This window comes from Reyranella humidisoli, from assembly GCF_019039055.1.
Lineage (GTDB): Bacteria > Pseudomonadota > Alphaproteobacteria > Reyranellales > Reyranellaceae > Reyranella > Reyranella humidisoli.
Genome location: NZ_JAHOPB010000001.1, coordinates 3059001 through 3081226, shown reverse-complemented (window position 1 = coordinate 3081226; position 22226 = coordinate 3059001). Strand labels below are relative to the sequence as shown.

Sequence of the window (22226 nt, the reverse complement as noted above, 5' to 3'; positions counted from 1 at the left end):
CTCCTAGCGCGTCGCATGCCGGCGGCGGATGATCAGCTTGTCCGTCGCCTTGTTCTTACGGGTCTTCTTGCCCTTGGTCGGCTTGCCCCACGGCGTGACCGGATGACGGCCACCCGAGGTGCGGCCTTCACCACCGCCGTGCGGATGGTCGACCGGGTTCATCACGACACCGCGGACGGTGGGACGACGGCCGAGCCAGCGCTGGCGACCAGCCTTGCCGATGACGATGTTCTGGTTGTCGGGGTTCGAAACGGCACCGACGGTGGCCAGGCAACCGCCCGGCACCAGGCGCAGCTCGCCGGAGCTGAGCTTGATCTGCGCGTAGCCGGCATCCTTGCCGACGAGCTGGGCGTAGTTGCCGGCCGAACGGGCCAGCTGGCCGCCGCGACCAACCTTCAGCTCGACGTTATGCACGATCGTTCCGACCGGCATGTTGGCGAGCGGCATGGCGTTGCCCGGCTTGATGTCGACGCGCTCGCCCGAGACGATCTCGTCGCCGGCCTTCAGACGCTGCGGCGCCAGGATATAGGCCTGCTCGCCGTCGGTGTACTTGACCAGCGCGATGAACGCCGTCCGGTTGGGGTCGTATTCCAGCCGCTCGACCGTCGCCGTCACGCCGAACTTGCGACGCTTGAAGTCGATGAGGCGCAGGCGGCGCTTATGACCGCCGCCCATGTGGTGGCTGGTGATGTGACCGTGGTTGTTGCGACCGCCGGTGTTGCTCTTGCCGCGCGTCAGTTCCTTGACCGGCTTGCCCTTCCAGAGGCCGGTACGGTCGACGATGACCAGCTGTCGCAGGGACGGCGTGATCGGCTTAAATGTCTTCAAGGCCATTTGTCTGTCTCCCGTCCTACAGGCCCGTGGTCACGTCGATCTTGTGACCCTCGACCAGCGAGACGATCGCCTTCTTCCAGTCGCTCCGCACGCCGGGACGGCCGCGGAAAACCTTGCTCTTGCCCTTGACCGTGACGGTGTTCACCGCCTTGACCTTGACCTTGAACAGACCTTCGATGGCCTGCTTGATCTCCGGCTTGGTCGCGTCGGCGGCGACCTTGAAGGTCACCTGGCTGTGCTCCGAGCCGTTGGTCGTCTTCTCGGTGATCAGCGGTGCACGAATCACTTCGTACATGCGCGAACGCGAGACGGTTGCGGGGATGTACCGCTTGGCGCTCATTGCAGACGCTCCTCGAGGTGCTTCACGGCATCCTTGGTGAGCACCAGCGTGTCGCGGCGCAGGATGTCGTAGACGTTCGCGCCCTGCTGCGGCAGCACATCGACATGAGCGATGTTGGCCGCGGCACGGGCGAAGTTCGTGTCGATCTCGGCGCCGCCGATCACCAGGACGCTGGTGACGCCGAGCTTGCCGAAGTGACCCTTCAGCTGGGCGGTCTTCGGCTCGGCCAGCGCCGCCGCCTCGACCACGATCAGCTTGCCCTCGGCCGCCTTAGCCGACAGCGCGGTGCGCAGCGCGAGCTGGCGGACCTTCTTCGGCAGGTCGCTGGCGTGGCTGCGCACGACCGGACCGAAGGCCTTGCCGCCGCCGCGGAACTGAGGCGCCGCCTCGTTGCCGTGACGGGCGCGACCGGTGCCCTTCTGGGCGTACATCTTTTTGGCCGTCGCCGTGATCTCGGAGCGACCCTTGGTCTTGTGCGTGCCCTGCTGGCGGCGCGACAGCTGCCACACGACGCAGCGCTGCAGGATGTCCTTGCGAACGGGGACGCCGAACACCGCATCGGCGAGATCGATCTCGCCGGCGCTGCCGCCCTCGATGGTCTTGACCGCGATCTTCATGACCTGATCCTTAAGCCTGCGGAGCGGCTTCAGCCGCCGGAGCCGCCTCGCCAGCAGCCTTGCGCAGGCCGGCCGGGTAGGGAGCATCCTTGTGACGGGCGCGCTTGGAGGCGTCCTTGACGATGATGTAGCCGTTGGCCGGGCCGGGAACGGCGCCGGACACCAGCAACAGGCCCTTCTCGTCGTCGACGGCGACGACCTTCAGGTTCTGCGTGGTCACGCGCTCGTTGCCGTAGTGGCCGGCCATCTTCTTGCCGGGGAACGTACGGCCGGGATCCTGGCGGTTACCGGTCGAGCCATGCGAACGGTGCGAGACCGACACGCCGTGGCTGGCCTCGAGGCCGTGGAAGTTCCAGCGAACCATCGAGCCGGTGAAACCGCGGCCGATCGTGGTGCCGACGACGTCGACGAACTGGCCCGGCACAAAGTGGCTGGGCACCAGCTCGGCGCCGACTTCGAGAACGGCGTCCTTGGCGACCCGGAACTCGACGAGCTTCTTCTTCGGCTCGACCTTGGCCTTGGCGAAGTGACCGCGCATCGGCTGGGTCACGTTCTTTACCTTGGCCTTGCCATAGCCGAGCTGCACGGCGACGTACTTGTCCTTCTCTTCCGAGCGGACAGCAACAACCTGCAGCTGATCCACCTTCAGAACGGTGACGGGCACATGTTCCCCGGCGTCGTTGAAGACGCGGGTCATGCCGACCTTCTGGGTGACGAGACCGCAACGCATGGTCTTCTTCCTTCTTTCCTGGTCCGCTTAGGCGCCGAGCTTGATCTCGACGTCCACGCCGGAGGCGAGGTCGAGCTTCATCAGCGCGTCCACGGTCTGCGGCGTCGGATCGACGATATCGAGCACACGCTTATGCGTACGGATCTCGAACTGCTCACGCGACTTCTTGTCGATGTGCGGCGAACGGTTGACCGTGAACTTCTCGATGCCGGTCGGCAACGGGATGGGCCCACGCACCTGTGCGCCCGTCCGCTTGGCCGTGCTGACGATCTCGCTGGTCGACGAATCGAGCACGCGGTGATCGAAGGCCTTCAGCCGGATCCGGATGTTTGTGTTGTCCATGGCCATGATGTTCGCCTTGTCGCGTCCGTTACGTTTACTTTACGACTTTGGTGACGACGCCGGCGCCGACGGTGCGTCCGCCCTCGCGGATGGCGAAGCGCAGGCCCTCGTCCATGGCGATCGGCTGGATCAGCTCCACCACCAGGCGGGCGTTGTCGCCCGGCATCACCATCTCCGTGCCTTCCGGCAGCGTCACCACGCCCGTAACGTCCGTCGTCCGGAAGTAGAACTGCGGACGGTAGTTCGTGAAGAACGGCGTGTGACGGCCGCCCTCTTCCTTCGTCAGGATGTACGCCTCAGCCTCGAAGTTTGTGTGCGGCGTGATCGCGCCCGGCTTCGACAGAACCTGACCGCGCTCCACGTCCTCGCGGCCGACACCGCGCAGCAGCGCGCCGATGTTGTCGCCCGCCTCGCCCGAATCCAGCAGCTTGCGGAACATCTCGACGCCCGTCACCGTCGTCTTCGTCGTGGCCTTCAGGCCCACGATCTCGACTTCCTCGCCCACCTTCACGATGCCGCGCTCGACGCGACCCGTAACCACCGTGCCGCGGCCCGAGATCGAGAAAACGTCCTCGATCGGCATCAGGAACGGCTTGTCCTTGTCGCGCGCAGGCTGCGGAATGTACTTGTCGACCTCTTCCATCAGCTTCAGGACAGCCTGCTCGCCCAGCTCCGGGTTCTTGTCCTCAAGCGCCATCAGCGCCGAGCCGCGGATCACCGGCAGGTCGTCACCCGGGAACTGGTAGCTCTTCAGCAGCTCGCGCACTTCCAGCTCGACCAAGTCCAGAAGCTCCGGATCGTCGACCATGTCGCACTTGTTCATGAACACCACCAGCGCCGGAACACCGACCTGGCGCGCCAGCAGGATGTGCTCGCGCGTCTGCGGCATCGGGCCGTCGGCCGCCGAAACCACCAGGATCGCGCCGTCCATCTGCGCCGCGCCCGTGATCATGTTCTTCACGTAGTCGGCGTGGCCCGGGCAGTCCACGTGCGCGTAGTGACGGTTCGCCGTCTCGTATTCAACGTGCGCCGTCGAAATCGTGATGCCGCGCTCGCGCTCTTCCGGAGCCTTGTCGATCTGGTCGTAGGCCGTGAACGTCGCGCCGCCCGACTTCGCCAGAATCTTCGTGATCGCCGCCGTCAGAGACGTCTTGCCGTGATCCACGTGACCGATCGTACCGATGTTGCAGTGCGGCTTGTTCCGCTCGAATTTAGCTTTACCCATAGTCGTCTTCCTTACTTAAATTCGGTTTGTTAGCCAGCCAGCTTGGCGACCACTTCGTCCGCCACCGCCTGCGGCACGGCCGCGTAGTGGTCGAACGTCATGGAATACGCAGCACGCCCCTGCGTCATGGAGCGCAGCGTGTTCACGTAGCCGAACATGTTGGCCAGCGGCACCATGGCGTCGATAACCTGCGCGTTGCCGCGCGCGTTCATGCCCAGGATCTGGCCACGGCGGCTGTTCAGGTCGCCGATACAGTCGCCCATGTAGTCGTCGGGCGTGACCACCTCGACCTTCATGATCGGCTCCAGGAGCTTGCACTGGGCCTTCGCAAGCCCCTCCTTGAACGCCGCGCGGGCGGCGATTTCGAAGGCGAGTACGCTGGAGTCGACGTCATGGTAGTTGCCGTCGGTCAACGTGACCTTGAAGTCGATCACCGGGAAGCCGGCAAGCACGCCAGTTTCGCGCGAGGCTTCGAGGCCCTTTTCGACGCCCGGGATGAACTCCTTGGGAATCGAACCGCCGACGATCTTGTTCTCGAAGGAGTAGCCCGACCCGGGCTCGCCCGGCTCGAAGGTCAGCTTCACGCGGGCGAACTGGCCCGAACCGCCGGACTGCTTCTTGTGGGTGTAGTCGATGTCGGCCTTGCGACCCAGCGTCTCGCGATACGCGACCTGCGGGGCGCCGACATTGGCCTCGACCTTGTAGGTGCGGCGCAGGATGTCGACCTTGATCTCGAGATGGAGCTCGCCCATGCCCTTGATGACGGTCTGGCCGGTTTCGGCATCGGTCGTGACGCGGAAGGTCGGATCTTCCTGGACGAGGCGGCCCAGCGCCTGGCCAAGCTTCTCCTGGTCGGCCTTCGACTTCGGCTCGATGGCGAGCTCGATGACGGGCTCCGGGAAGTCCATCCGCTCGAGGATGACCGGATGCTCGGGCGAGCACAGAGTGTCGCCGGTCGTGACGCTCTTGAGGCCGGCCAGGGCGATGATGTCGCCGGCACGGGCTTCCTTCACGTCTTCACGGTTGTTGGCATGCATGAGCAGCATGCGGCCGATACGCTCCTTGCGGTCCTTCGTGCTGTTCAGCACGCCGGTGGCCGACTCGAGCACGCCCGAATAGACGCGCGCGAAGGTTAGCGAACCGACGAACGGGTCGGTCATGATCTTGAATGCCAGCGCCGACAGGGGCGCGTCGTCGCTCGACGGCAACGTGATCGCCTCGTCCGTGCCCATCTTGACGCCCTTGACGTCGGCAACGTCGTTCGGGGCCGGAAGATAGTTCACGACGGCGTCAAGCATGGGCTGCACGCCCTTGTTCTTGAAGGCCGAACCGCACAGCACGGGAACGAACGCATAGTTGATCGTGCCCGTGCGGATGCACTTGATCAGCGTGTCGTAGTCCGGCTCCTCGCCATCCAGGAACTTTTCCATGGCGACGTCGTCCTGCTCGACGGCCATGTCGAGCAGCTTGGCGCGGTATTCCGCGGCCTTTTCCTTCATCTCGTCCGGGATCTCGACGACCTCGAACTTGGCGCCGAGCGTCTCTTCCAGCCAGATGATGGCCTTGTTCGAGACGAGGTCGACCAGGCCCTTGTACTCGCCCTCGGAACCGATCGGGAGCTGGGTGACAAGCGGCTTGGCACCAAGGCGGTCCACGATCATGTCGACCGTGCGATAGAAGTTCGCGCCGGTGCGATCCATCTTGTTGATGAAGCAGATGCGCGGCACGCCGTACTTGTCGGCCTGGCGCCACACCGTCTCGGACTGCGGCTCCACGCCGGCCACCGAGTCGAACACGCAGACGGCGCCGTCGAGCACGCGCAGCGAACGCTCGACTTCGATCGTGAAGTCCACATGGCCGGGCGTGTCGATGATGTTGACGCGATAGCTCACGTCCTTGTAGGGGCCGCTCTCGACCCGCCAGAAGCACGTCGTGGCCGCAGACGTGATCGTGATGCCGCGCTCCTGCTCCTGCTCCATCCAGTCCATGGTCGCGGCGCCGTCATGGACTTCGCCGATCTTATGCGACTTGCCGGTGTAGTACAGGATGCGCTCGGTCGTCGTCGTCTTGCCGGCGTCGATATGCGCCATGATACCGATGTTACGGTAGTCGGCGATGGGGGTAGTACGAGCCATGGAACTGGGCTTTCTTGGAGGGGGCCTGGAGAGCGCTTACCAGCGGTAGTGCGCGAACGCCTTGTTGGCGTCGGCCATCTTGTGGGTGTCCTCGCGCTTCTTCACCGCGTTACCGCGACGATTGAAGGCGTCGAGCAGCTCGGCGGAGAGCTTCTCGGTCATGCTGTGGCCGGAGCGGTCGCGGGCGGCCTGGATGATCCAGCGGATGGCCAGCGCCTGACGACGCTCCGGACGGACCTCGACGGGCACCTGATAGGTGGCACCACCGACGCGACGCGAGCGGACCTCGACGGCCGGCTTCACGTTCTCCAGCGCCTCGTGGAAGGCCGGAACCGGATCCTGCTTGAGCTTGGCCTCGACCTCATCGAGCGCACCGTAGACGATGTGCTCGGCGACCGACTTCTTGCCACGCTCCATCAGCGTGTTCATGAACTTGCTGAGAACGATATCGCCGAACTTGGCGTCCGGCAGGACTTCACGCTTTTCAGCTGCGCGACGACGGGACATGCTTTTCTCCCTCGCCTACTTCGGACGCTTCGCGCCGTACTTCGAACGGCGTTGCTTGCGGTCCTTGACACCCTGCGTATCGAGGGTGCCGCGAATGATGTGATAGCGAACGCCCGGAAGGTCCTTCACGCGACCACCGCGAATCATGACCACCGAATGCTCCTGGAGATTGTGACCCTCGCCCGGGATGTAGCTCACCACCTCGTAAGAGTTGGTCAGACGCACCTTGGCGACCTTGCGCAGCGCGGAGTTCGGCTTCTTGGGCGTCGTGGTGTAGACGCGGGTGCAAACGCCACGCTTCTGCGGGCAAGCCTCGAGCGCCGGCACCTTGTTGTGGGCCTTGAGGCCGTGGCGCTGCTTGCGGATCAGCTGGTTAATAGTCGGCATTGATTTCCGGTTTCCTTAACGCCGTCTCGGGTCCGCCCAACATCGACGCGTCGGCACAAAGCATATGCGCGGGCATAGCGACTAACGCACTGCCCCGCGCGGATGAATAGCTTTGTGGCCTGGTGGCCTGACTTGTAGCGGTCCTCGGCGTCAGGCTGCGTTTTGGCTCACGCCAACCACCAGCCCCTCGACGAGGTGGCGCGCTTATATGGCCGCTGTTCCCAAGCGTCAAGCGCGCTCCATCGCTTTTCGCATTGATATCGTTGGTTATTTCTGAGTCGTTTGAATCCGACTCGTTCCTGACTCGCATGAAGCGAAGGGCGCAAGAATCTAACAACTATATCTGGTGGCTTTTTCACGCCGCGGCCACAATTGAAGAAGGCCGCCCTCTTGCGAGCGCGGCCTTCCCATTTTTCAGTCTCGTGGACCGATATCAATCGGCCGCGTGTTCTTCCTCGAGCGTCGGGACCGGCAGGTCCTCGCCGTCGATGCCGGCGGCCAGGATCGCCCGGTCGCGCTGGGCGGCAATGGCCTTGAGGCGGTTCACGACCCCGCCGGTACCCGCCGGGATCAGACGGCCGACGATGACGTTCTCCTTCAGGCCCTGAAGGGTGTCTACGCGGCCGCTGACGGCCGCCTCGGTCAGGACGCGGGTTGTCTCCTGGAAGGAGGCCGCCGAGATGAACGACTTGGTCTGCAGCGACGCCTTGGTGATGCCGAGGAGGACCGGGTCGGCCTTGGCCGGCCGCAGCTTCTCCGCGACGATCTTGGCGTTCTCGACCTCGAACTCGGCCTTGTCGACCTGTTCGCCGATCAGGAACGTCGTGTCGCCGGCGTCGGTGATCTCGACCTTCTGCAGCATCTGGCGAGCGATCGTCTCGATGTGCTTGTCGTTGATCTTCACGCCCTGCAGCCGGTAGACCTCCTGGATCTCGTTCACGAGGTATTCCGCCAGCTTCTCGATGCCCAGAACGCGCAGGATATCGTGCGGCACCGGGTTTCCATCGATCAGCAGGTCGCCCCGCTCCACGAAGTCGCCTTCCTGGACGGCAATGCGCTTGCCCTTCGGGATCAGATACTCGACAGGCTCCGCGCCCTCGCCTTCCGGCACGATGAGGATGCGGCGCTTGTTCTTGTAATCCTTGCCGAATTCGATGCGGCCCGAGATATCGCAGATGATCGCGAAATCCTTGGGCTTGCGCGCCTCGAACAGCTCCGCCACGCGCGGCAGACCGCCCGTGATGTCGCGGTTCTTGCCACCCTCGCGCGGGATACGCGCCAGGATGTCACCGGCGTGAACGTCCTGGCCGTTCTCGACCGAGAGCACCGAGTCGAGCGACAGCAGGTACCGGGCCTCCTGGCCGTTGGCCAGCATGATCGGGTTGCCGTCGGCATCGTGGATAGCGATGCGCGGACGCAGGTCTCCGCCGCGCGGCTGGCCCTTCCAGTCGACCACGACGCGGTTGGAGATGCCGGTCGAGTCGTCGATAACCTCGCGCATCGACACGCCCTCGACGAGATCGACGTAGATCGCCTTGCCCGCCTTCTCGGTGATGATCGGCAGGGTGTACGGATCCCACTCGGCGAGCTTCTGGCCCTTCGAGACGGGAGTGTCGCTGTCGACCAGCAGGCGCGCGCCGTAGGGCACGCGATGCTTGGCACGCTCGCGCTGGGTACCGTCGACCAGCACCAGCTCGGTGTTACGGCCCATCACGACCGGCACGCCCGCGCTGTTTACCACGACGTTGCGGTTGCGCACCTGGATGGTGCCGTCATGGCTGGCTTCGATGTTCGACTGCTCCGCACCACGCTGCGCGGCGCCGCCGATGTGGAAGGTACGCATCGTGAGCTGGGTGCCCGGCTCGCCGATCGACTGCGCGGCGATGACGCCCACCGCCTCGCCGATGTTGACCGGCGTACCGCGGGCCAGGTCGCGGCCGTAACACTTGCCGCAGACACCGATCTTGGTGTCGCAGGTCAGCACCGAGCGGATACGAAGCTCCTCGATGCCGGCCTTGTCGATCTGCTCGACCTTGACCTCGTCGATGAGTTCGCCGGCCTTGCTGATCACCACGCCGGTGAGCGGGTCGATGATGTCGTCCAGCGAGGTGCGGCCGAGGACCCGCTCCGACAGCGGCTCGATCACGTCGCCGCCGTCGACGACCGCGCGCATCGTGAGGCCGCGTTCCGTGCCGCAATCCTCCTCGATGATGATGCAGTCCTGCGCCACGTCGACCAGACGGCGGGTCAGGTAACCCGAATTCGCCGTCTTGAGCGCGGTGTCGGCCAGTCCCTTGCGGGCGCCGTGGGTGGAGTTGAAGTACTCCAGAACCGACAGGCCTTCCTTGAAGTTCGACAGGATGGGCGTCTCGATGATCTCGCCCGAGGGCTTGGTCATCAGGCCGCGCATGCCCGCGAGCTGCTTCATCTGCGTGGCCGAGCCACGCGCGCCGGAATGGGCCATCATCCACACCGCATTGACCGGGCGGCCCGGCTGCGGCGTCGAGATGCCCTTCATCATTTCCTCGGCCACCCGATCGGAGCAGCGCGACCAGGCGTCGACGACCTTGTTGTACTTCTCACCCGAGGTGATCAGGCCGTCCTGGTACTGCTGCTCGTATTCCTTCACTTCCTTGGTGGTCTGGGCGACCAGCTTCACCTTGGCGGCGGGGATGACGAGATCGTCCTTGCCGAACGAGATGCCGGCACGGCAGGCGTGATAGAAGCCGAGTCCCATCAGGCGGTCGGCGAAGATCACCGTCTCCTTCTGACCGCAGTGGCGGTAGACGGAGTCGATGACGTTCTGCAGGTCCTTCTTGGTCAGCAGGCGATTGATCAGCGAGAACGGCAGGTTCTCGTGCTTGGGCAGTATCTGCGCGAGCAGGACGCGGCCCGGAGTCGTCTCCACGACGCGGCGGGCGAGCACGCCCTTGTCGTCATAGGTCTCCAGACGCATCTTGATGCGGGCATGCATCGAAAGCGCGCGACTGTGCAGGGCGTGTTCGAGGGCGCCCATGTCGGAGAACGTCGAGCCCTCGCCCGGCTCACCCTCGCGCTCGAGCGTGATGTAGTAGATGCCGAGAACGATGTCCTGCGACGGCACGATGATCGGCTTGCCCGACGCCGGCGACAGGATGTTGTTGGTCGACATCATCAGCACGCGCGCTTCGAGCTGGGCTTCCAGCGACAGCGGCACGTGCACTGCCATCTGGTCGCCGTCGAAGTCGGCATTGAAGGCCGTGCAGACCAGCGGATGAAGCTGGATCGCCTTGCCCTCGATCAGCACCGGCTCGAACGCCTGGATGCCCAGGCGATGCAGCGTCGGCGCACGGTTCAGCAGGACGGGATGCTCGCGGATGACTTCCTCGAGGATGTCCCAGACCTCCGGGCGCTCCTTCTCGACCATGCGCTTGGCGGCCTTGATCGTGTTGGCCATGCCGTAGTTCTGGAGGCGCGAGTAGATGAACGGCTTGAACAGCTCGAGCGCCATCTTCTTCGGCAGGCCGCACTGGTGCAGCTTGAGTTCCGGGCCGACCACGATGACCGAACGGCCCGAGTAATCGACGCGCTTGCCGAGCAGGTTCTGGCGGAAGCGGCCCTGCTTGCCCTTCAGCATGTCGGACAGCGACTTCAGCGGACGCTTGTTGGCGCCGGTAATGACGCGGCCGCGGCGGCCGTTGTCGAACAGGGCGTCGACCGACTCCTGCAGCATGCGCTTCTCGTTGCGCACGATGATGTCGGGCGCGCGCAGCTCCATCAGCCGCTTCAGGCGGTTGTTGCGGTTGATGACGCGGCGATAGAGGTCGTTGAGATCGGACGTGGCGAAGCGGCCGCCGTCGAGCGGCACCAGCGGGCGCAGCTCCGGCGGGATCACCGGCACCAGCTCGAGGATCATCCATTCCGGGCGTGCGCCGGATTCGATGAAGTTCTCGCAGAGCTTCAGTCGCTTCACCAGCTTCTTGCGCTTGGCCTCCGACGTCGTCTCGCGCAACTCCTCACGCAGGCGCGGGCGCTCCTCGTTGAGATCGATCGCCTGCAGCATGCCGCGGATCGCCTCGGCGCCGATCTCGGCCTCGAACGAGCCGTCACCGTACTCGTCGAGCGCGTTGAGGTACTGCTCCTCGTTCAGCAGCTCGCGGTACTTGAGCGGCGTCAGGCCGGGATTGCTGACGACGTAGTTCTCGAAATAGAGGATGCGCTCGAGGTCGCGCAGCGTCATGTCGAGCAGCAGGCCGATGCGGCTCGGCAGCGACTTCAGGAACCAGATGTGGGCGACCGGGGAGGCCAGCTCGATATGGCCCATACGCTCGCGGCGCACCTTGGTGAGGGTCACTTCGACGCCGCACTTCTCGCAGGTGATGCCGCGGAACTTCATGCGCTTGTACTTGCCGCACAGGCACTCGTAGTCCTTGATCGGCCCGAAGATGCGGGCGCAGAACAGGCCGTCCCGCTCCGGCTTGAAGGTGCGGTAGTTGATGGTCTCCGGCTTCTTGATCTCGCCGTGGCTCCACGTGCGGATGCGCTCGGGGCTGGCGATCGAGATGCGGATCTCGTCGAAGGTCGGCGTGCCCTGCGGCTGGCCCAGTACGTTGATAAGGTCGGTCATCGTTGTCCTACTGTTCTGTGGACGTAATTCGCGAAGTCGGAAGGTCGGTCACGCTCAGGTGGCCGACTGGTTCAATTCGACGTTGAGGCCGAGGGAGCGCAGCTCCTTGACCAGCACGTTGAAGGATTCCGGGATGCCCGCCTCGAACGTATCGTCGCCGCGCACGATGGCCTCGTAGACCTTGGTGCGACCGGCCACGTCGTCCGACTTGACGGTGAGGATCTCCTGCAGCGTGTAGGCCGCGCCGTAGGCCTCGAGCGCCCACACTTCCATTTCACCGAAGCGCTGTCCGCCGAACTGCGCCTTGCCGCCCAGCGGCTGCTGGGTGACGAGGCTGTACGGTCCGATCGAACGGGCGTGGATCTTGTCGTCCACGAGATGGTGCAGTTTCAGCATGTAGATGTAGCCGACCGTCACCTTGCGATCGAACGGCTCGCCGGTGCGACCATCGACCAGGGTGACCTGCCCCGACGAGTCGAGGTCGGCCATCTTGAGCATCTCGACGATGTCCGGCTCGTGCGCGCCATCGAATACCGGCGACGCGAAGGGAACGCCCTTGCTGAGGTTGCGGGCGAGATCGATCGTCTGCTCGTCGCTCAGGTCCGCAATGTCCCTCTTGAACGACTTCTCGCCGTAGATCTCGCGCAGCTGCTTCTTGATCTGCGCGACCGAGATCTCCCGGGCATCCTCGATCATCTTGCCGATCTTCTTGCCGAGACCCGACGCGGCCCAGCCGAGATGGGTTTCGAGGATCTGACCGACGTTCATGCGCGACGGCACGCCGAGCGGATTCAGCACGATGTCGACCGGGCCGCCCTCCTCGAGGTACGGCATGTCTTCCAGCGGCATGATGCGCGAGATGACGCCCTTGTTGCCGTGGCGGCCGGCCATCTTGTCGCCCGGCTGCAGCTTGCGCTTGGTCGCCACGAAGACCTTGACCATCTTCATCACGCCCGGCGGCAGCTCGTCGCCGCGCTGCAGCTTGTCGACCTTGCTGTCGAACCGGTCCTGCAGGCGCTTCATCGATTCGTCGAACTGCTTGTTCACCGCCTCGATTTCAGCCTGCTTCTTGTCCGCCTTGACGGCGATCTGGCGCCACTGGCCCGGCGTGTACTCGCCCAGCACCGTGTCGATGATCTTCGTCCCCGGCTTCAGGCCCTTCAGCCCGCCGGCGACCACCTGGTTCATCAGCATTTCCTGGAGCTGGCTGTAGAAGCTGCGCTCGAGGATGGCCTTTTCGTCGTCGCGGTCCTTGGCGAGACGCTCGATCTCGTCACGCTCGATCGCCAGAGCGCGCTCGTCCTTGTCGACGCCACGGCGGTTGAACACACGGACCTCGACGACAGTGCCCTCGACGCCCGGCGGCACCTTCAGCGAGGTGTCGCGCACGTCGGCCGCCTTCTCGCCGAAGATGGCGCGCAGCAGCTTCTCTTCCGGCGTCATCGGGCTCTCGCCCTTCGGCGTCACCTTGCCGACCAGGATGTCGCCCGCCTTCACCTCGGCGCCGATGTAGACGATGCCGGCCTCGTCGAGATTCTTGAGCGCTTCCTCGCCGACGTTCGGGATGTCGCGGCTGATTTCCTCCTGCCCGAGCTTGGTGTCGCGGGCCATGACCTCGAACTCCTCGATGTGGATCGAGGTGAAGACGTCATCGCGCACGATGCGCTCGGAGAGCAGGATCGAGTCCTCGAAGTTGTAGCCATTCCACGGCATGAAGGCGACGAGCACGTTGCGGCCGAGCGCGAGCTCGCCGTTCTGCGTCGACGGACCGTCGGCCACGATGTCACCCTTCTTCACAGTGTCGCCGACGCGAACGAGCGGCTTCTGAGTGATGCAGGTGCTCTGGTTGGAACGCTGGAACTTCAGCAGGTTGTAGATGTCGACCGCCGGCCGGTTCGGGCCGACGTCGTCGGTGGCGCGCACGACGATACGCATGGCGTCGACCTGGTCGACGATGCCGGTGCGGCGGGCCGAGATTGCGACGCCCGAGTCGCGGGCCACCACCTCTTCCATGCCGGTGCCGACCAGCGGCGATTCGGCCTGGATGAGCGGCACTGCCTGGCGCTGCATGTTCGAGCCCATCAGCGCACGGTTGGCGTCGTCGTTCTCGAGGAACGGGATGAGCGCCGCGGCGACCGACACGATCTGCTTGGGCGAGACGTCGACGAAGTCGATCGTCTCGGGACGGCCGAGGATGTACTCACCACCCTTGCGGCACTGCACCAGCTCGGAGACGAACTTGCCCTTGGCGTCGATCTCGGCGTTGGCCTGGGCGACCGTGTAGCGGCCCTCCTCCATCGCCGAAAGGTAGACGACCTCGTCGCTGACGCGGCCGGCCGTGACCTTGCGGTACGGGCTCTCGATGAAGCCGTACTGGTTGACGCGCGCGTAGGTCGCCAGCGAGTTGATCAGACCGATGTTCGGGCCTTCCGGCGTCTCGATCGGGCAGATGCGGCCGTAATGCGTCGGATGCACGTCGCGCACCTCGAAGCCGGCGCGCTCGCGGGTCAGGCCGCCCGGTCCAAGCGCCGAGAGACGGCGCTTGTGGGTGACTTCCGACAGCGGGTTGGTCTGGTCCATGAACTGCGAGAGCTGCGAGGAGCCGAAGAACTCGCGCACCGCCGCCGCCGCCGGCTTGGCGTTGATCAGGTCGTGCGGCATCACCGTGTCGATGTCGATCGAGCTCATGCGCTCGCGGATCGCGCGCTCCATGCGCAGCAGGCCGACGCGGTACTGGTTCTCCATCAGCTCGCCGACCGAGCGAACGCGGCGATTGCCGAGATGGTCGATGTCGTCGATCTCGCCGCGGCCGTCCTTCAGGCCGTGCAGCACGCGAACCACCGCCAGGATGTCCTCGCGACGCAGCGTGCGCTGCGTGTCGGGAACGCCCTCGAACTCAAGGCGCATGTTCATCTTCACGCGGCCGACCGGGGACAGATCGTAGCGGTCGATGTCGAACAGCAGGCCCTGGAACAGGGTCTCGGCCTGCTCAAGCGTCGGCGGCTCGCCCGGGCGCATGACGCGATAGATATCGAGCAGCGCTTCTTCGCGGTTCGTGTTCTTGTCGGCGGCCAGCGTGTTGCGAATGTACGGGCCGACATTGACGTGGTCGATGGCGAGCGTCGGCAGCAGGTCGATGTCGTTCTCGTTGAAGAGCTCGAGGACCGCCTCGGTGATCTCCTGGCCGGCTTCGACGTAGATCTCGCCCGTCTTCTCGTTGATGACGTCGAGCGCGGCATAGCGGCCGATCAGCTCTTCCTGCGAGACGCGGATTTCCTTGAGGCCCGCTTCCTTGAGCTTGTTGAGCAGGCGCGGCGTCATCTTGGTGCCGGCCTCGGCGGCCGACTTGCCGGTCTTGCCGTTCACCAGGTCGTGCGTCAGCTTCACGCCGCGCATCGAGTCGGCCTCGAACGGCGTGTTCCAGCCGTCCTTGTCGCGCTTGTAGACGACCTGGCCGTAGAACGCCGCCAGGATTTCCTCGGGCGACAGGCCCTGGGCCTCGGCGGGATCGAGGGTCTGGTTCTTGGCGATAGCCGTCGTGCGCTTCTTCCAGGTGGCGTCGTTGTCGAGCGCCAGCAGCAGCGTCGTCACCGGGATCTTGCGGCGACGGTCGATGCGGACGTGGATCAGGTCCTTGGCGTCGAACTCGAAGTCGAGCCACGAGCCGCGGTACGGGATGATGCGGGCGGCGAACAGGTACTTGCCCGAGCTGTGGGTCTTGCCCTTGTCATGGTCGAAGAAGACGCCCGGCGAGCGGTGCATCTGCGAGACGATCACGCGCTCGGTGCCGTTCACGATGAAGGTGCCGTTGTCGGTCATGAGCGGCATGTCGCCCATGTAGACGTCCTGCTCCTTGATATCGCGGATCGAGCGCGAGCCGGCTTCCTCGTCGATGTCCCACACCACGAGCTGCAGGGTCACCTTGAGCGGGGCAGCGTAGGTGATGCCGCGCTGCTGGCACTCCTCGACGTCGTACTTGGGTTCCTCGAACTCGTACTTGACGAACTCGAGACTGGCGCGCTCGGCGAAGTCCTTGATCGGGAACACGCCACGGAAGACCTCCTGGAGGCCCGACTGCGTGCGCTTGGCCGCCGGCGTGACGCGCTGGAGAAAGCTCTCGTAGGAGCTTTTCTGGACCTCGATGAGGTTCGGCATCGGGGCCACCGATTCGATGTGGCCGAAGAAACGACGAATCCGTTTGCGCGTGTTGAAGGCCGTGGCCATCCTGCGTCCTCGAAGGTTCAAGGGCGGTGATAAACACCCGCTGCTTTCTCGGAGCTCCCGGCCCGCCAGCCGTTCGCCCCATCCGTTGCAGAGGGCCACTTGTCGGAACGGACCCCGCAGGGAAATCCGTTCGGAAAAGAGGCCCGAACGGGCCGGCCTCCCGAAGGAAGCCGGCCCGGCCGGTAAACGTTCTTACTTGAGTTCGACCTTGGCGCCTTCGGCCTCGAGCTTGGCCTTGAGCTTCTCGGCATCGGCCTTCGGCACGCCTTCCTTGATCGGCTTCGGCGCAGCCTCGACCAGATCCTTGGCTTCCTTGAGGCCCAGGCCGGTGATCTCGCGGACCACCTTGATCACGTTGATCTTCTTGTCGCCGGCGGCGGCGAGAACGACGCTGAACTCGTCCTTCACCTCAACCGGAGCGGCAGCAGCGCCACCAGCGGCGGCGACGGCGACCGGAGCGGCGGCGCTGACGCCCCACTTCTCTTCCAGCAGCTTGCTGAGCTGAGCGGCCTCGAGGACCGTCAGGGCCGACAACTCTTCGACCAGCTTTTCGAGATTAGCCATTTTAGTCTCCTAGTAACCCGAACTTCGATTTCGTGACGTCGATTTGGTAGCGACTTACGCCGCCTTCGCGCCGTCTTCCGTGGCTCCATAAGCCCCGAACACACGAGCGAGCTGACCAGCCGGTGCCACGAGCACGCCGGCGACCTTGGTCGCCGGAGCCTGCAGGAGGCCGATGATCTTCCCGCGCAGAGCATCGAGGGACGGCAGGGTGGCGAGGGCCTGGACGCCAGCGACGTCCAATGTCTCACCATCCAGAGAACCGCCGACGATGGTCAGCTTTTCGTTGTCCTTGGCATAGGCCGCGACGACTTTCGCCGCTGCGACCGGATCCTTGGAATAGGCGATGGCAGTCGGACCCGTGAACATGGGACCGAGCGCCGTGAAGGGCGTGCCCTCGAGGGCACGCAGCGTGAGCCGATTCTTCGTGACCTTGTAGCTAGCGCCGGCTGCCCTGATCTTGCGACGCAGGTCCGTCACTTCCTGGACGGTCAGACCGGACTGGCGAGTGATCACCATCAGGTTGGCGTCCTTGAAGATCTGGTTCAGCTCGACGATCGCTTCGGCCTTTTCCGAACGATTCACGGCTTTCTCCAACTTAGGTCCAACCCGGGGAATCCGGATCGGACCGGCTGCGTTACAGACTGCGCAGCCTCCGTTAGCGGGTTAGCGCGAACGGAGACCTTGCGGTCCGGTTCGCCTGCCCCGGAAGTTCGGGCGCGTGCGCGCACCAAACGGTGCAGCGTCGATTCCCTTGCCCCCGTCTGCGCTGGCGGGTTTCCCCATTACACGAGGCCCCTGGAGGCCAAGTACCGGCGGTCTCGGACAGGTGGAGCTCAAAACCTTGCGGTTCCTTCGCTCCCTCCGTCGCGGGCCTCGCGGCCTGCGACGGAAACTCTAAAACTTTAGCCCGCGCCTCAGCTCGTCAGCGCGGTGGCCGGGTCGAGCTTGATGCCCGGACCCATCGTCGAGCTGAGCGAAACCTTCTTGATGAAGGTGCCCTTGGCGCCCGACGGCTTGGCCCGGTTGATGGCCGAGACCAGCGCCTTGACGTTGGCGGTGATCGCCTCCTCGCTGAACGAGGCTTTGCCGACGCCAGCATGAATGATGCCAGCCTTCTCGGCGCGGAACTCGATCGAGCCGGCCTTTGCGGCCTTTACCGCGGCAGCGACGTCCTGCGTCACTGTGCCGAGCTTCGGGTTCGGCATCAGGCCGCGGGGGCCCAGCACCTTACCGAGACGGCCGACGATGCCCATCATGTCCGGCGTGGCGATGCAGCGCTCGAAAGCCATCTCGCCGCCGTTGATCTTCTCGGCCAGGTCCTCGGCGCCCACCAGGTCGGCACCGGCCGCCTTGGCCTCGTCCGCCTTGGGGCCGCGAGCGAACACCGCCACGCGCACCGACTTTCCGGTGCCGTTCGGCAGTTCGATCATGCCGCGCACCGCCTGGTCGGCGTGACGCGGATCGATACCGAGGTTCATCGCGACCTCGATGGTCTCGTCGAACTTCGCCTTGGCGTTGGCCTTGACGATCTTAACCGCCTCGTCGAGCGGGTACATCTTATCGCGGTCGACCGTAGCGGACGCCGTCTTGTAACGCTTGCCCTGGGCCATGGTCCTACTCCACCACCTGGAGGCCCATCGAGCGGGCCGAGCCCACCACCTGGGCCATCGCCGACTCGACGGTATCGCAGTTGAGATCGGGCATCTTCTGCTCGGCGATCTCCTTGACCTGCTGCTTCGTGACCTTGCCGACGATCTGCGTACCGACCGTCTTGGCGCCGGCCTCGACGCCGGCCGCCTTCTTCAGGAAGTAGCTCACCGGCGGCGTCTTGGTGACGAACGAAAAGCTGCGGTCCTGGAACACGGTGATGACCACCGGGATCGGCATGCCCGGTTCCATCTTCTGCGTGCGAGCGTTGAACTGCTTGCAGAATTCCATGATGTTGACGCCCTGCTGACCGAGCGCAGGCCCGATCGGCGGAGACGGATTGGCCTTCCCGGCCGGCACTTGCAGCTTGACGTAGGCTTGGATCTTTTTAGCCATGCATGCCCCTTTCTGTGGGCGGCGCGGTCCGGCCATGGCAGGCCTCCCGCACCAATATTCCGGTCAACTCATTGATCCAAAAGGATTTTTTGAGAAAACCAGCCTCATGAGAAAAGGCCGGCGCATGGCCAGCCCTTCCGAGGGCGCGCGATCTACCAAATAAGATCGCCCGCCACAACCCTCTATTTGTCCCCCGGCAGGGGAACGGATCAGATCTTTTCCACCTGCGCGTAGTCGAGTTCGACAGGGGTCGACCGACCGAAGATCGACACGGCGACCTTCAGACGTGCCCGTTCCTCGTCCACATCCTCGACGGTGCCGTTGAAAGAGGCAAACGGGCCGTCGGCCACCTTCACCTGCTCGCCGATCTCGAAGCTGACGGCCGGCTTGGGCCGTTCCACGCCCTCCTGGACCTGCTTCAGGATGCGGTTGGCCTCGGCATCAGAGATCGGCACCGGCTTGCCGCGTCCGCCACCGCCCAGGAAGCCCGTGACCTTGGCCGTGTTCTTGACCAGGTGCCAGGAGTCGTCGGTGAGATCCATCTTCACGAGCACATAGCCCGGGAAGAACTTGCGCTCGGTGTTGACCTTGGCCCCGCGGCGAATCTCGACAACCTCTTCGGTCGGCACGATGACCTCGGTGATCTCGTCGTCGAGGCCCTTCTTGCCGGCCTGCTCGCGGATCGACTGGGCAACCTTGTTCTCGAAGCCCGAGTAGGCGTGAACGACGTACCAGCGATGAGCCATGTCAGGAAACTCCGAGCAGAAGCTTCACGACGAAGCCAATGACCTTGTCGGCCACGAGGAAAAACAGCGCCGCGATGACGACGAAGATGAACACCATGCTGGTGGTGATCATGGTTTCACGCCGAGTCGGCCAGGTGACTCTCGCCACCTCGGCCCTGACTTCACGGACGAACTCGAGCGGATTCTTTGTCATGATCGCCGTTCTTCAAATAATGGCAGGAGCGGAGGGACTCGAACCCACGACCCTCGGTTTTGGAGACCGATGCTCTACCAACTGAGCTACACTCCTGCAGTCAAATCACCGCCGTTTGGTGCCGGCGGCGATCCTCTATAGCACTACTTTACGACTTTGGTGACGACGCCGGCGCCGACGGTGCGTCCGCCCTCGCGGATGGCGAAGCGCAGGCCCTCGTCCATGGCGATCGGCTGGATCAGCTCCACCACCAGGCGGGCGTTGTCGCCCGGCATCACCATCTCCGTGCCTTCCGGCAGCGTCACCACGCCCGTAACGTCCGTCGTCCGGAAGTAGAACTGCGGACGGTAGTTCGTGAAGAACGGCGTGTGACGGCCGCCCTCTTCCTTCGTCAGGATGTACGCCTCGGCCTCGAAGTTCGTGTGCGGCGTGATCGAGCCCGGCTTCGCCAGGACCTGACCGCGCTCCACGTCCTCGCGACCGACGCCGCGCAGCAGCGCGCCGATATTGTCGCCCGCCTCGCCCGAATCCAGCAGCTTGCGGAACATCTCGACGCCCGTCACCGTCGTCTTCGTCGTGGCCTTCAGGCCCACGATCTCGACTTCCTCGCCCACCTTCACGATGCCGCGCTCGACGCGACCTGTAACCACCGTGCCGCGGCCCGAGATCGAGAAAACGTCCTCGATCGGCATCAGGAACGGCTTGTCCTTGTCGCGCGCAGGCTGCGGAATGTACTTGTCGACCTCTTCCATCAGCTTCAGGACAGCTTGCTCGCCCAGCTCCGGGTTCTTGTCTTCCAGCGCCATCAGCGCCGAGCCCCGCACCACCGGAAGGTCGTCGCCCGGGAACTGGTAGCTCTTCAGAAGCTCGCGAACCTCAAGCTCGACCAGGTCCAGAAGCTCCGGATCGTCGACCATGTCGCACTTGTTCATGAACACCACCAGCGCCGGAACACCGACCTGGCGCGCCAGCAGGATGTGCTCGCGCGTCTGCGGCATCGGGCCGTCAGCCGCCGAAACCACCAGGATCGCGCCGTCCATCTGCGCCGCGCCCGTGATCATGTTCTTCACGTAGTCGGCGTGGCCCGGGCAGTCCACGTGCGCGTAGTGGCGGTTCGCCGTCTCGTACTCGACGTGCGCCGTCGAAATCGTGATGCCGCGCTCGCGCTCTTCCGGAGCCTTGTCGATCTGGTCGTAGGCCGTGAACGTCGCGCCGCCCGTCTTCGCGAGGATCTTCGTGATCGCCGCCGTCAGCGACGTCTTGCCATGGTCAACGTGACCGATCGTACCGATGTTGCAGTGCGGCTTGTTCCGCTCAAACTTCGCCTTCGACATGGTGTCACGACCCTCGTGATTCTTTCAGACACAGACCGAACTAACTGGCCGACGAGGCCAATCCTGGAGCGGGTGAAGGGAATCGAACCCTCGTCGTAAGCTTGGAAGGCTTCTGCTCTACCATTGAGCTACACCCGCAACGCCCGATTACAGCCAATCCCGCGCAATGGTCCGATGGTGGAGGGGGAAGGATTCGAACCTTCGTAGACGCGAAGTCGGCAGATTTACAGTCTGCTGCCATTGACCGCTCGGCCACCCCTCCGTCCCAACGGGCATAGAACGAAAAAGCCTGTAGGGGCGCGGAGATACAGTGCCGCCCGGTCGGCTGCAAGCACTTCCTTAAAAGCCAATGGAACAGAAGGTCCCGGCACCCGCAAAACCCGCGCAGTCCGGCTGCCGGCTGTGCCGCACCCCACCGCCGGGGTAGCAGCGCGGCCGCAGCATTGCCCACAGGGGCTCAGCGCCATACAAGGCTCGCCATGCGCCCTCGCCCCAACCGCCCCCACCGCCAGTCCCGCACCGGTAACCAATCCATCTGGATTTTCGGCCGTCACGCCGTGCTCGCGGCCCTCGCCAATCCCGACCGCCGCATCGAGCGCGTCTTCGCCACGAAGGAAATGGCCGATAACCATGCCGCGGAGATCGGCAAGACGGACATGACCATCACGTCGCGCGAGGATCTCAACCAGCGGCTGCCCAACGGCTCCGTCCACCAGGGCATCGCCGCCCTCGTGGCACCCTTGGAAGAGCCCGGTATCGAAGACATACTGGGCCGCTGCGGCGACAATGCCCTGGTCCTGGCGCTCGACCAGGTCAGCGACCCGCACAATGTCGGCGCCATCCTGCGCTCCGCCGCGGCCTTCGGCGCCGCCGGGGTGATCGTGACAGACCGCCACACCCCTTCCGATACCGGCACCCTGGCCAAGTCCGCCTCCGGGGCCCTCGAAGTCGTGCCGCTGGTGCGCGCCGTCAACCTTGCCCGCACCCTGGACCAGCTCAAGGAAGCCGACTTCTGGACTTACGGGCTGGCCGAGAGCGGTGACACGAAGATCGGCGACCTCGACCTCAAGGGCCGCACCTGCATCGTGCTCGGCGCGGAAGGCGAAGGGCTGCGGCGGCTGACCGCGGAGAAATGCGACCGGCTGGTGACAATTCCCACCAGCAACGCCCTGTCCGCCCTCAACGTCTCCAATGCCGCCGCCGTCGCGGCTTACGAGTGGGCGCGACAACGGCCGGCGGTTTGAGGTAAACGTCCCGCCGCAAGGTCCGGCGCCGGGTTAGCACAGCGGTAGTGCAGCGGTTTTGTAAACCGAAGGTCGGGGGTTCGATCCCCTCACCCGGCACCATTCCCGGGCGGTGGCGCGCCGGCCTTCTCCCGCACTTCCAGCGACAGGGCCGT

19 protein-coding genes and 4 tRNA genes are annotated in these 22226 nt (G+C 64.6%); 2 read left to right on the top strand and 21 right to left on the bottom strand.

Going from position 1 to position 22226, the window contains the following annotated elements:
* Positions 1-3 precede the first annotated feature (3 nt).
* The 21 genes from rplB to KQ910_RS14830 all read right to left on the bottom strand — a co-directional run bounded on the left by rplB (position 4) and on the right by KQ910_RS14830 (position 21089).
* Positions 4-834, bottom strand: a complete 831-nt coding sequence (gene rplB / locus KQ910_RS14930) for a 50S ribosomal protein L2 (protein WP_216961709.1) — start codon at positions 832-834, stop codon at positions 4-6.
* A gap of 16 nt (positions 835-850) precedes the next feature.
* Positions 851-1174 carry a 50S ribosomal protein L23 gene (locus KQ910_RS14925; protein ID WP_216961707.1) on the bottom strand — a complete coding sequence of 108 codons (324 nt, stop codon included), beginning with the start codon at positions 1172-1174 and terminating at the stop codon, positions 851-853.
* On the bottom strand, positions 1171-1791 hold the full coding sequence (gene rplD, locus KQ910_RS14920) for a 50S ribosomal protein L4 (protein ID WP_216961705.1): 621 nt from the start codon (positions 1789-1791) through the stop codon (positions 1171-1173). Before rplD ends, KQ910_RS14925 begins: the two co-directional genes overlap by 4 nt.
* 10 nt (positions 1792-1801) lie before the next feature.
* Positions 1802-2521: a 50S ribosomal protein L3 gene (gene rplC / locus KQ910_RS14915; RefSeq protein ID WP_216961703.1), complete on the bottom strand. Its 720-nt coding sequence runs from the start codon at positions 2519-2521 to the stop codon at positions 1802-1804.
* A 27-nt stretch (positions 2522-2548) separates the two neighbouring features.
* Complete coding sequence (gene rpsJ, locus KQ910_RS14910; RefSeq protein ID WP_068198221.1) at positions 2549-2863, bottom strand: 30S ribosomal protein S10; 315 nt, start codon at positions 2861-2863, stop codon at positions 2549-2551.
* A 34-nt stretch (positions 2864-2897) separates the two neighbouring features.
* Positions 2898-4088 carry an elongation factor Tu gene (gene tuf, locus KQ910_RS14905; RefSeq protein ID WP_216961701.1) on the bottom strand — a complete coding sequence of 397 codons (1191 nt, stop codon included), beginning with the start codon at positions 4086-4088 and terminating at the stop codon, positions 2898-2900.
* Between the two features lie 29 nt (positions 4089-4117).
* Positions 4118-6223 carry an elongation factor G gene (gene fusA, locus KQ910_RS14900; protein WP_216961699.1) on the bottom strand — a complete coding sequence of 702 codons (2106 nt, stop codon included), beginning with the start codon at positions 6221-6223 and terminating at the stop codon, positions 4118-4120.
* 36 nt (positions 6224-6259) lie between these two features.
* Positions 6260-6730 (bottom strand): 30S ribosomal protein S7, encoded by a 471-nt coding sequence (gene rpsG / locus KQ910_RS14895; RefSeq protein ID WP_068199663.1) that lies wholly within the window; start codon positions 6728-6730, stop codon positions 6260-6262.
* Between the two features lie 15 nt (positions 6731-6745).
* Positions 6746-7117: a 30S ribosomal protein S12 gene (rpsL, locus tag KQ910_RS14890; protein ID WP_068199662.1), complete on the bottom strand. Its 372-nt coding sequence runs from the start codon at positions 7115-7117 to the stop codon at positions 6746-6748.
* A 433-nt stretch (positions 7118-7550) separates the two neighbouring features.
* Positions 7551-11723 carry a DNA-directed RNA polymerase subunit beta' gene (gene rpoC, locus KQ910_RS14885; protein ID WP_216961694.1) on the bottom strand — a complete coding sequence of 1391 codons (4173 nt, stop codon included), beginning with the start codon at positions 11721-11723 and terminating at the stop codon, positions 7551-7553.
* A 54-nt stretch (positions 11724-11777) separates the two neighbouring features.
* Positions 11778-15947 (bottom strand): DNA-directed RNA polymerase subunit beta, encoded by a 4170-nt coding sequence (gene rpoB, locus KQ910_RS14880; RefSeq protein WP_216961692.1) that lies wholly within the window; start codon positions 15945-15947, stop codon positions 11778-11780.
* 192 nt (positions 15948-16139) lie between these two features.
* Positions 16140-16511 (bottom strand): 50S ribosomal protein L7/L12, encoded by a 372-nt coding sequence (gene rplL, locus KQ910_RS14875; protein WP_216961691.1) that lies wholly within the window; start codon positions 16509-16511, stop codon positions 16140-16142.
* A gap of 54 nt (positions 16512-16565) precedes the next feature.
* Positions 16566-17093 (bottom strand): 50S ribosomal protein L10, encoded by a 528-nt coding sequence (gene rplJ / locus KQ910_RS14870; RefSeq protein ID WP_216961688.1) that lies wholly within the window; start codon positions 17091-17093, stop codon positions 16566-16568.
* A gap of 332 nt (positions 17094-17425) precedes the next feature.
* Positions 17426-18121 (bottom strand): 50S ribosomal protein L1, encoded by a 696-nt coding sequence (gene rplA / locus KQ910_RS14865; RefSeq protein WP_216961686.1) that lies wholly within the window; start codon positions 18119-18121, stop codon positions 17426-17428.
* A 4-nt stretch (positions 18122-18125) separates the two neighbouring features.
* Positions 18126-18554 carry a 50S ribosomal protein L11 gene (gene rplK, locus KQ910_RS14860; protein ID WP_216961684.1) on the bottom strand — a complete coding sequence of 143 codons (429 nt, stop codon included), beginning with the start codon at positions 18552-18554 and terminating at the stop codon, positions 18126-18128.
* 209 nt (positions 18555-18763) lie between these two features.
* The gene (nusG, locus tag KQ910_RS14855; RefSeq protein WP_216961682.1) at positions 18764-19300 is read right to left on the bottom strand and encodes a transcription termination/antitermination protein NusG; all 537 of its coding nucleotides are present in this window, start codon (positions 19298-19300) and stop codon (positions 18764-18766) included.
* A 1-nt stretch (position 19301) separates the two neighbouring features.
* A complete protein-coding gene (gene secE, locus KQ910_RS14850) occupies positions 19302-19493 on the bottom strand; it encodes a preprotein translocase subunit SecE (RefSeq protein WP_216961681.1) in 192 nt (63 codons plus the stop codon).
* A gap of 20 nt (positions 19494-19513) precedes the next feature.
* Positions 19514-19589, bottom strand: a tRNA-Trp gene (locus tag KQ910_RS14845).
* 47 nt (positions 19590-19636) lie between these two features.
* Positions 19637-20827 (bottom strand): elongation factor Tu, encoded by a 1191-nt coding sequence (gene tuf / locus KQ910_RS14840; protein WP_216961679.1) that lies wholly within the window; start codon positions 20825-20827, stop codon positions 19637-19639.
* A 64-nt stretch (positions 20828-20891) separates the two neighbouring features.
* Positions 20892-20965: transfer RNA gene (locus KQ910_RS14835), tRNA-Gly, on the bottom strand.
* 37 nt (positions 20966-21002) lie between these two features.
* Positions 21003-21089 (bottom strand) — tRNA-Tyr (locus KQ910_RS14830).
* A gap of 217 nt (positions 21090-21306) precedes the next feature.
* Here KQ910_RS14830 and rlmB point away from each other — a divergent pair.
* Positions 21307-22071 carry a 23S rRNA (guanosine(2251)-2'-O)-methyltransferase RlmB gene (gene rlmB, locus KQ910_RS14825; RefSeq protein ID WP_216961676.1) on the top strand — a complete coding sequence of 255 codons (765 nt, stop codon included), beginning with the start codon at positions 21307-21309 and terminating at the stop codon, positions 22069-22071.
* A 27-nt stretch (positions 22072-22098) separates the two neighbouring features.
* Positions 22099-22173: transfer RNA gene (locus KQ910_RS14820), tRNA-Thr, on the top strand.
* The last annotated feature ends 53 nt before the right edge of the window (positions 22174-22226 follow it).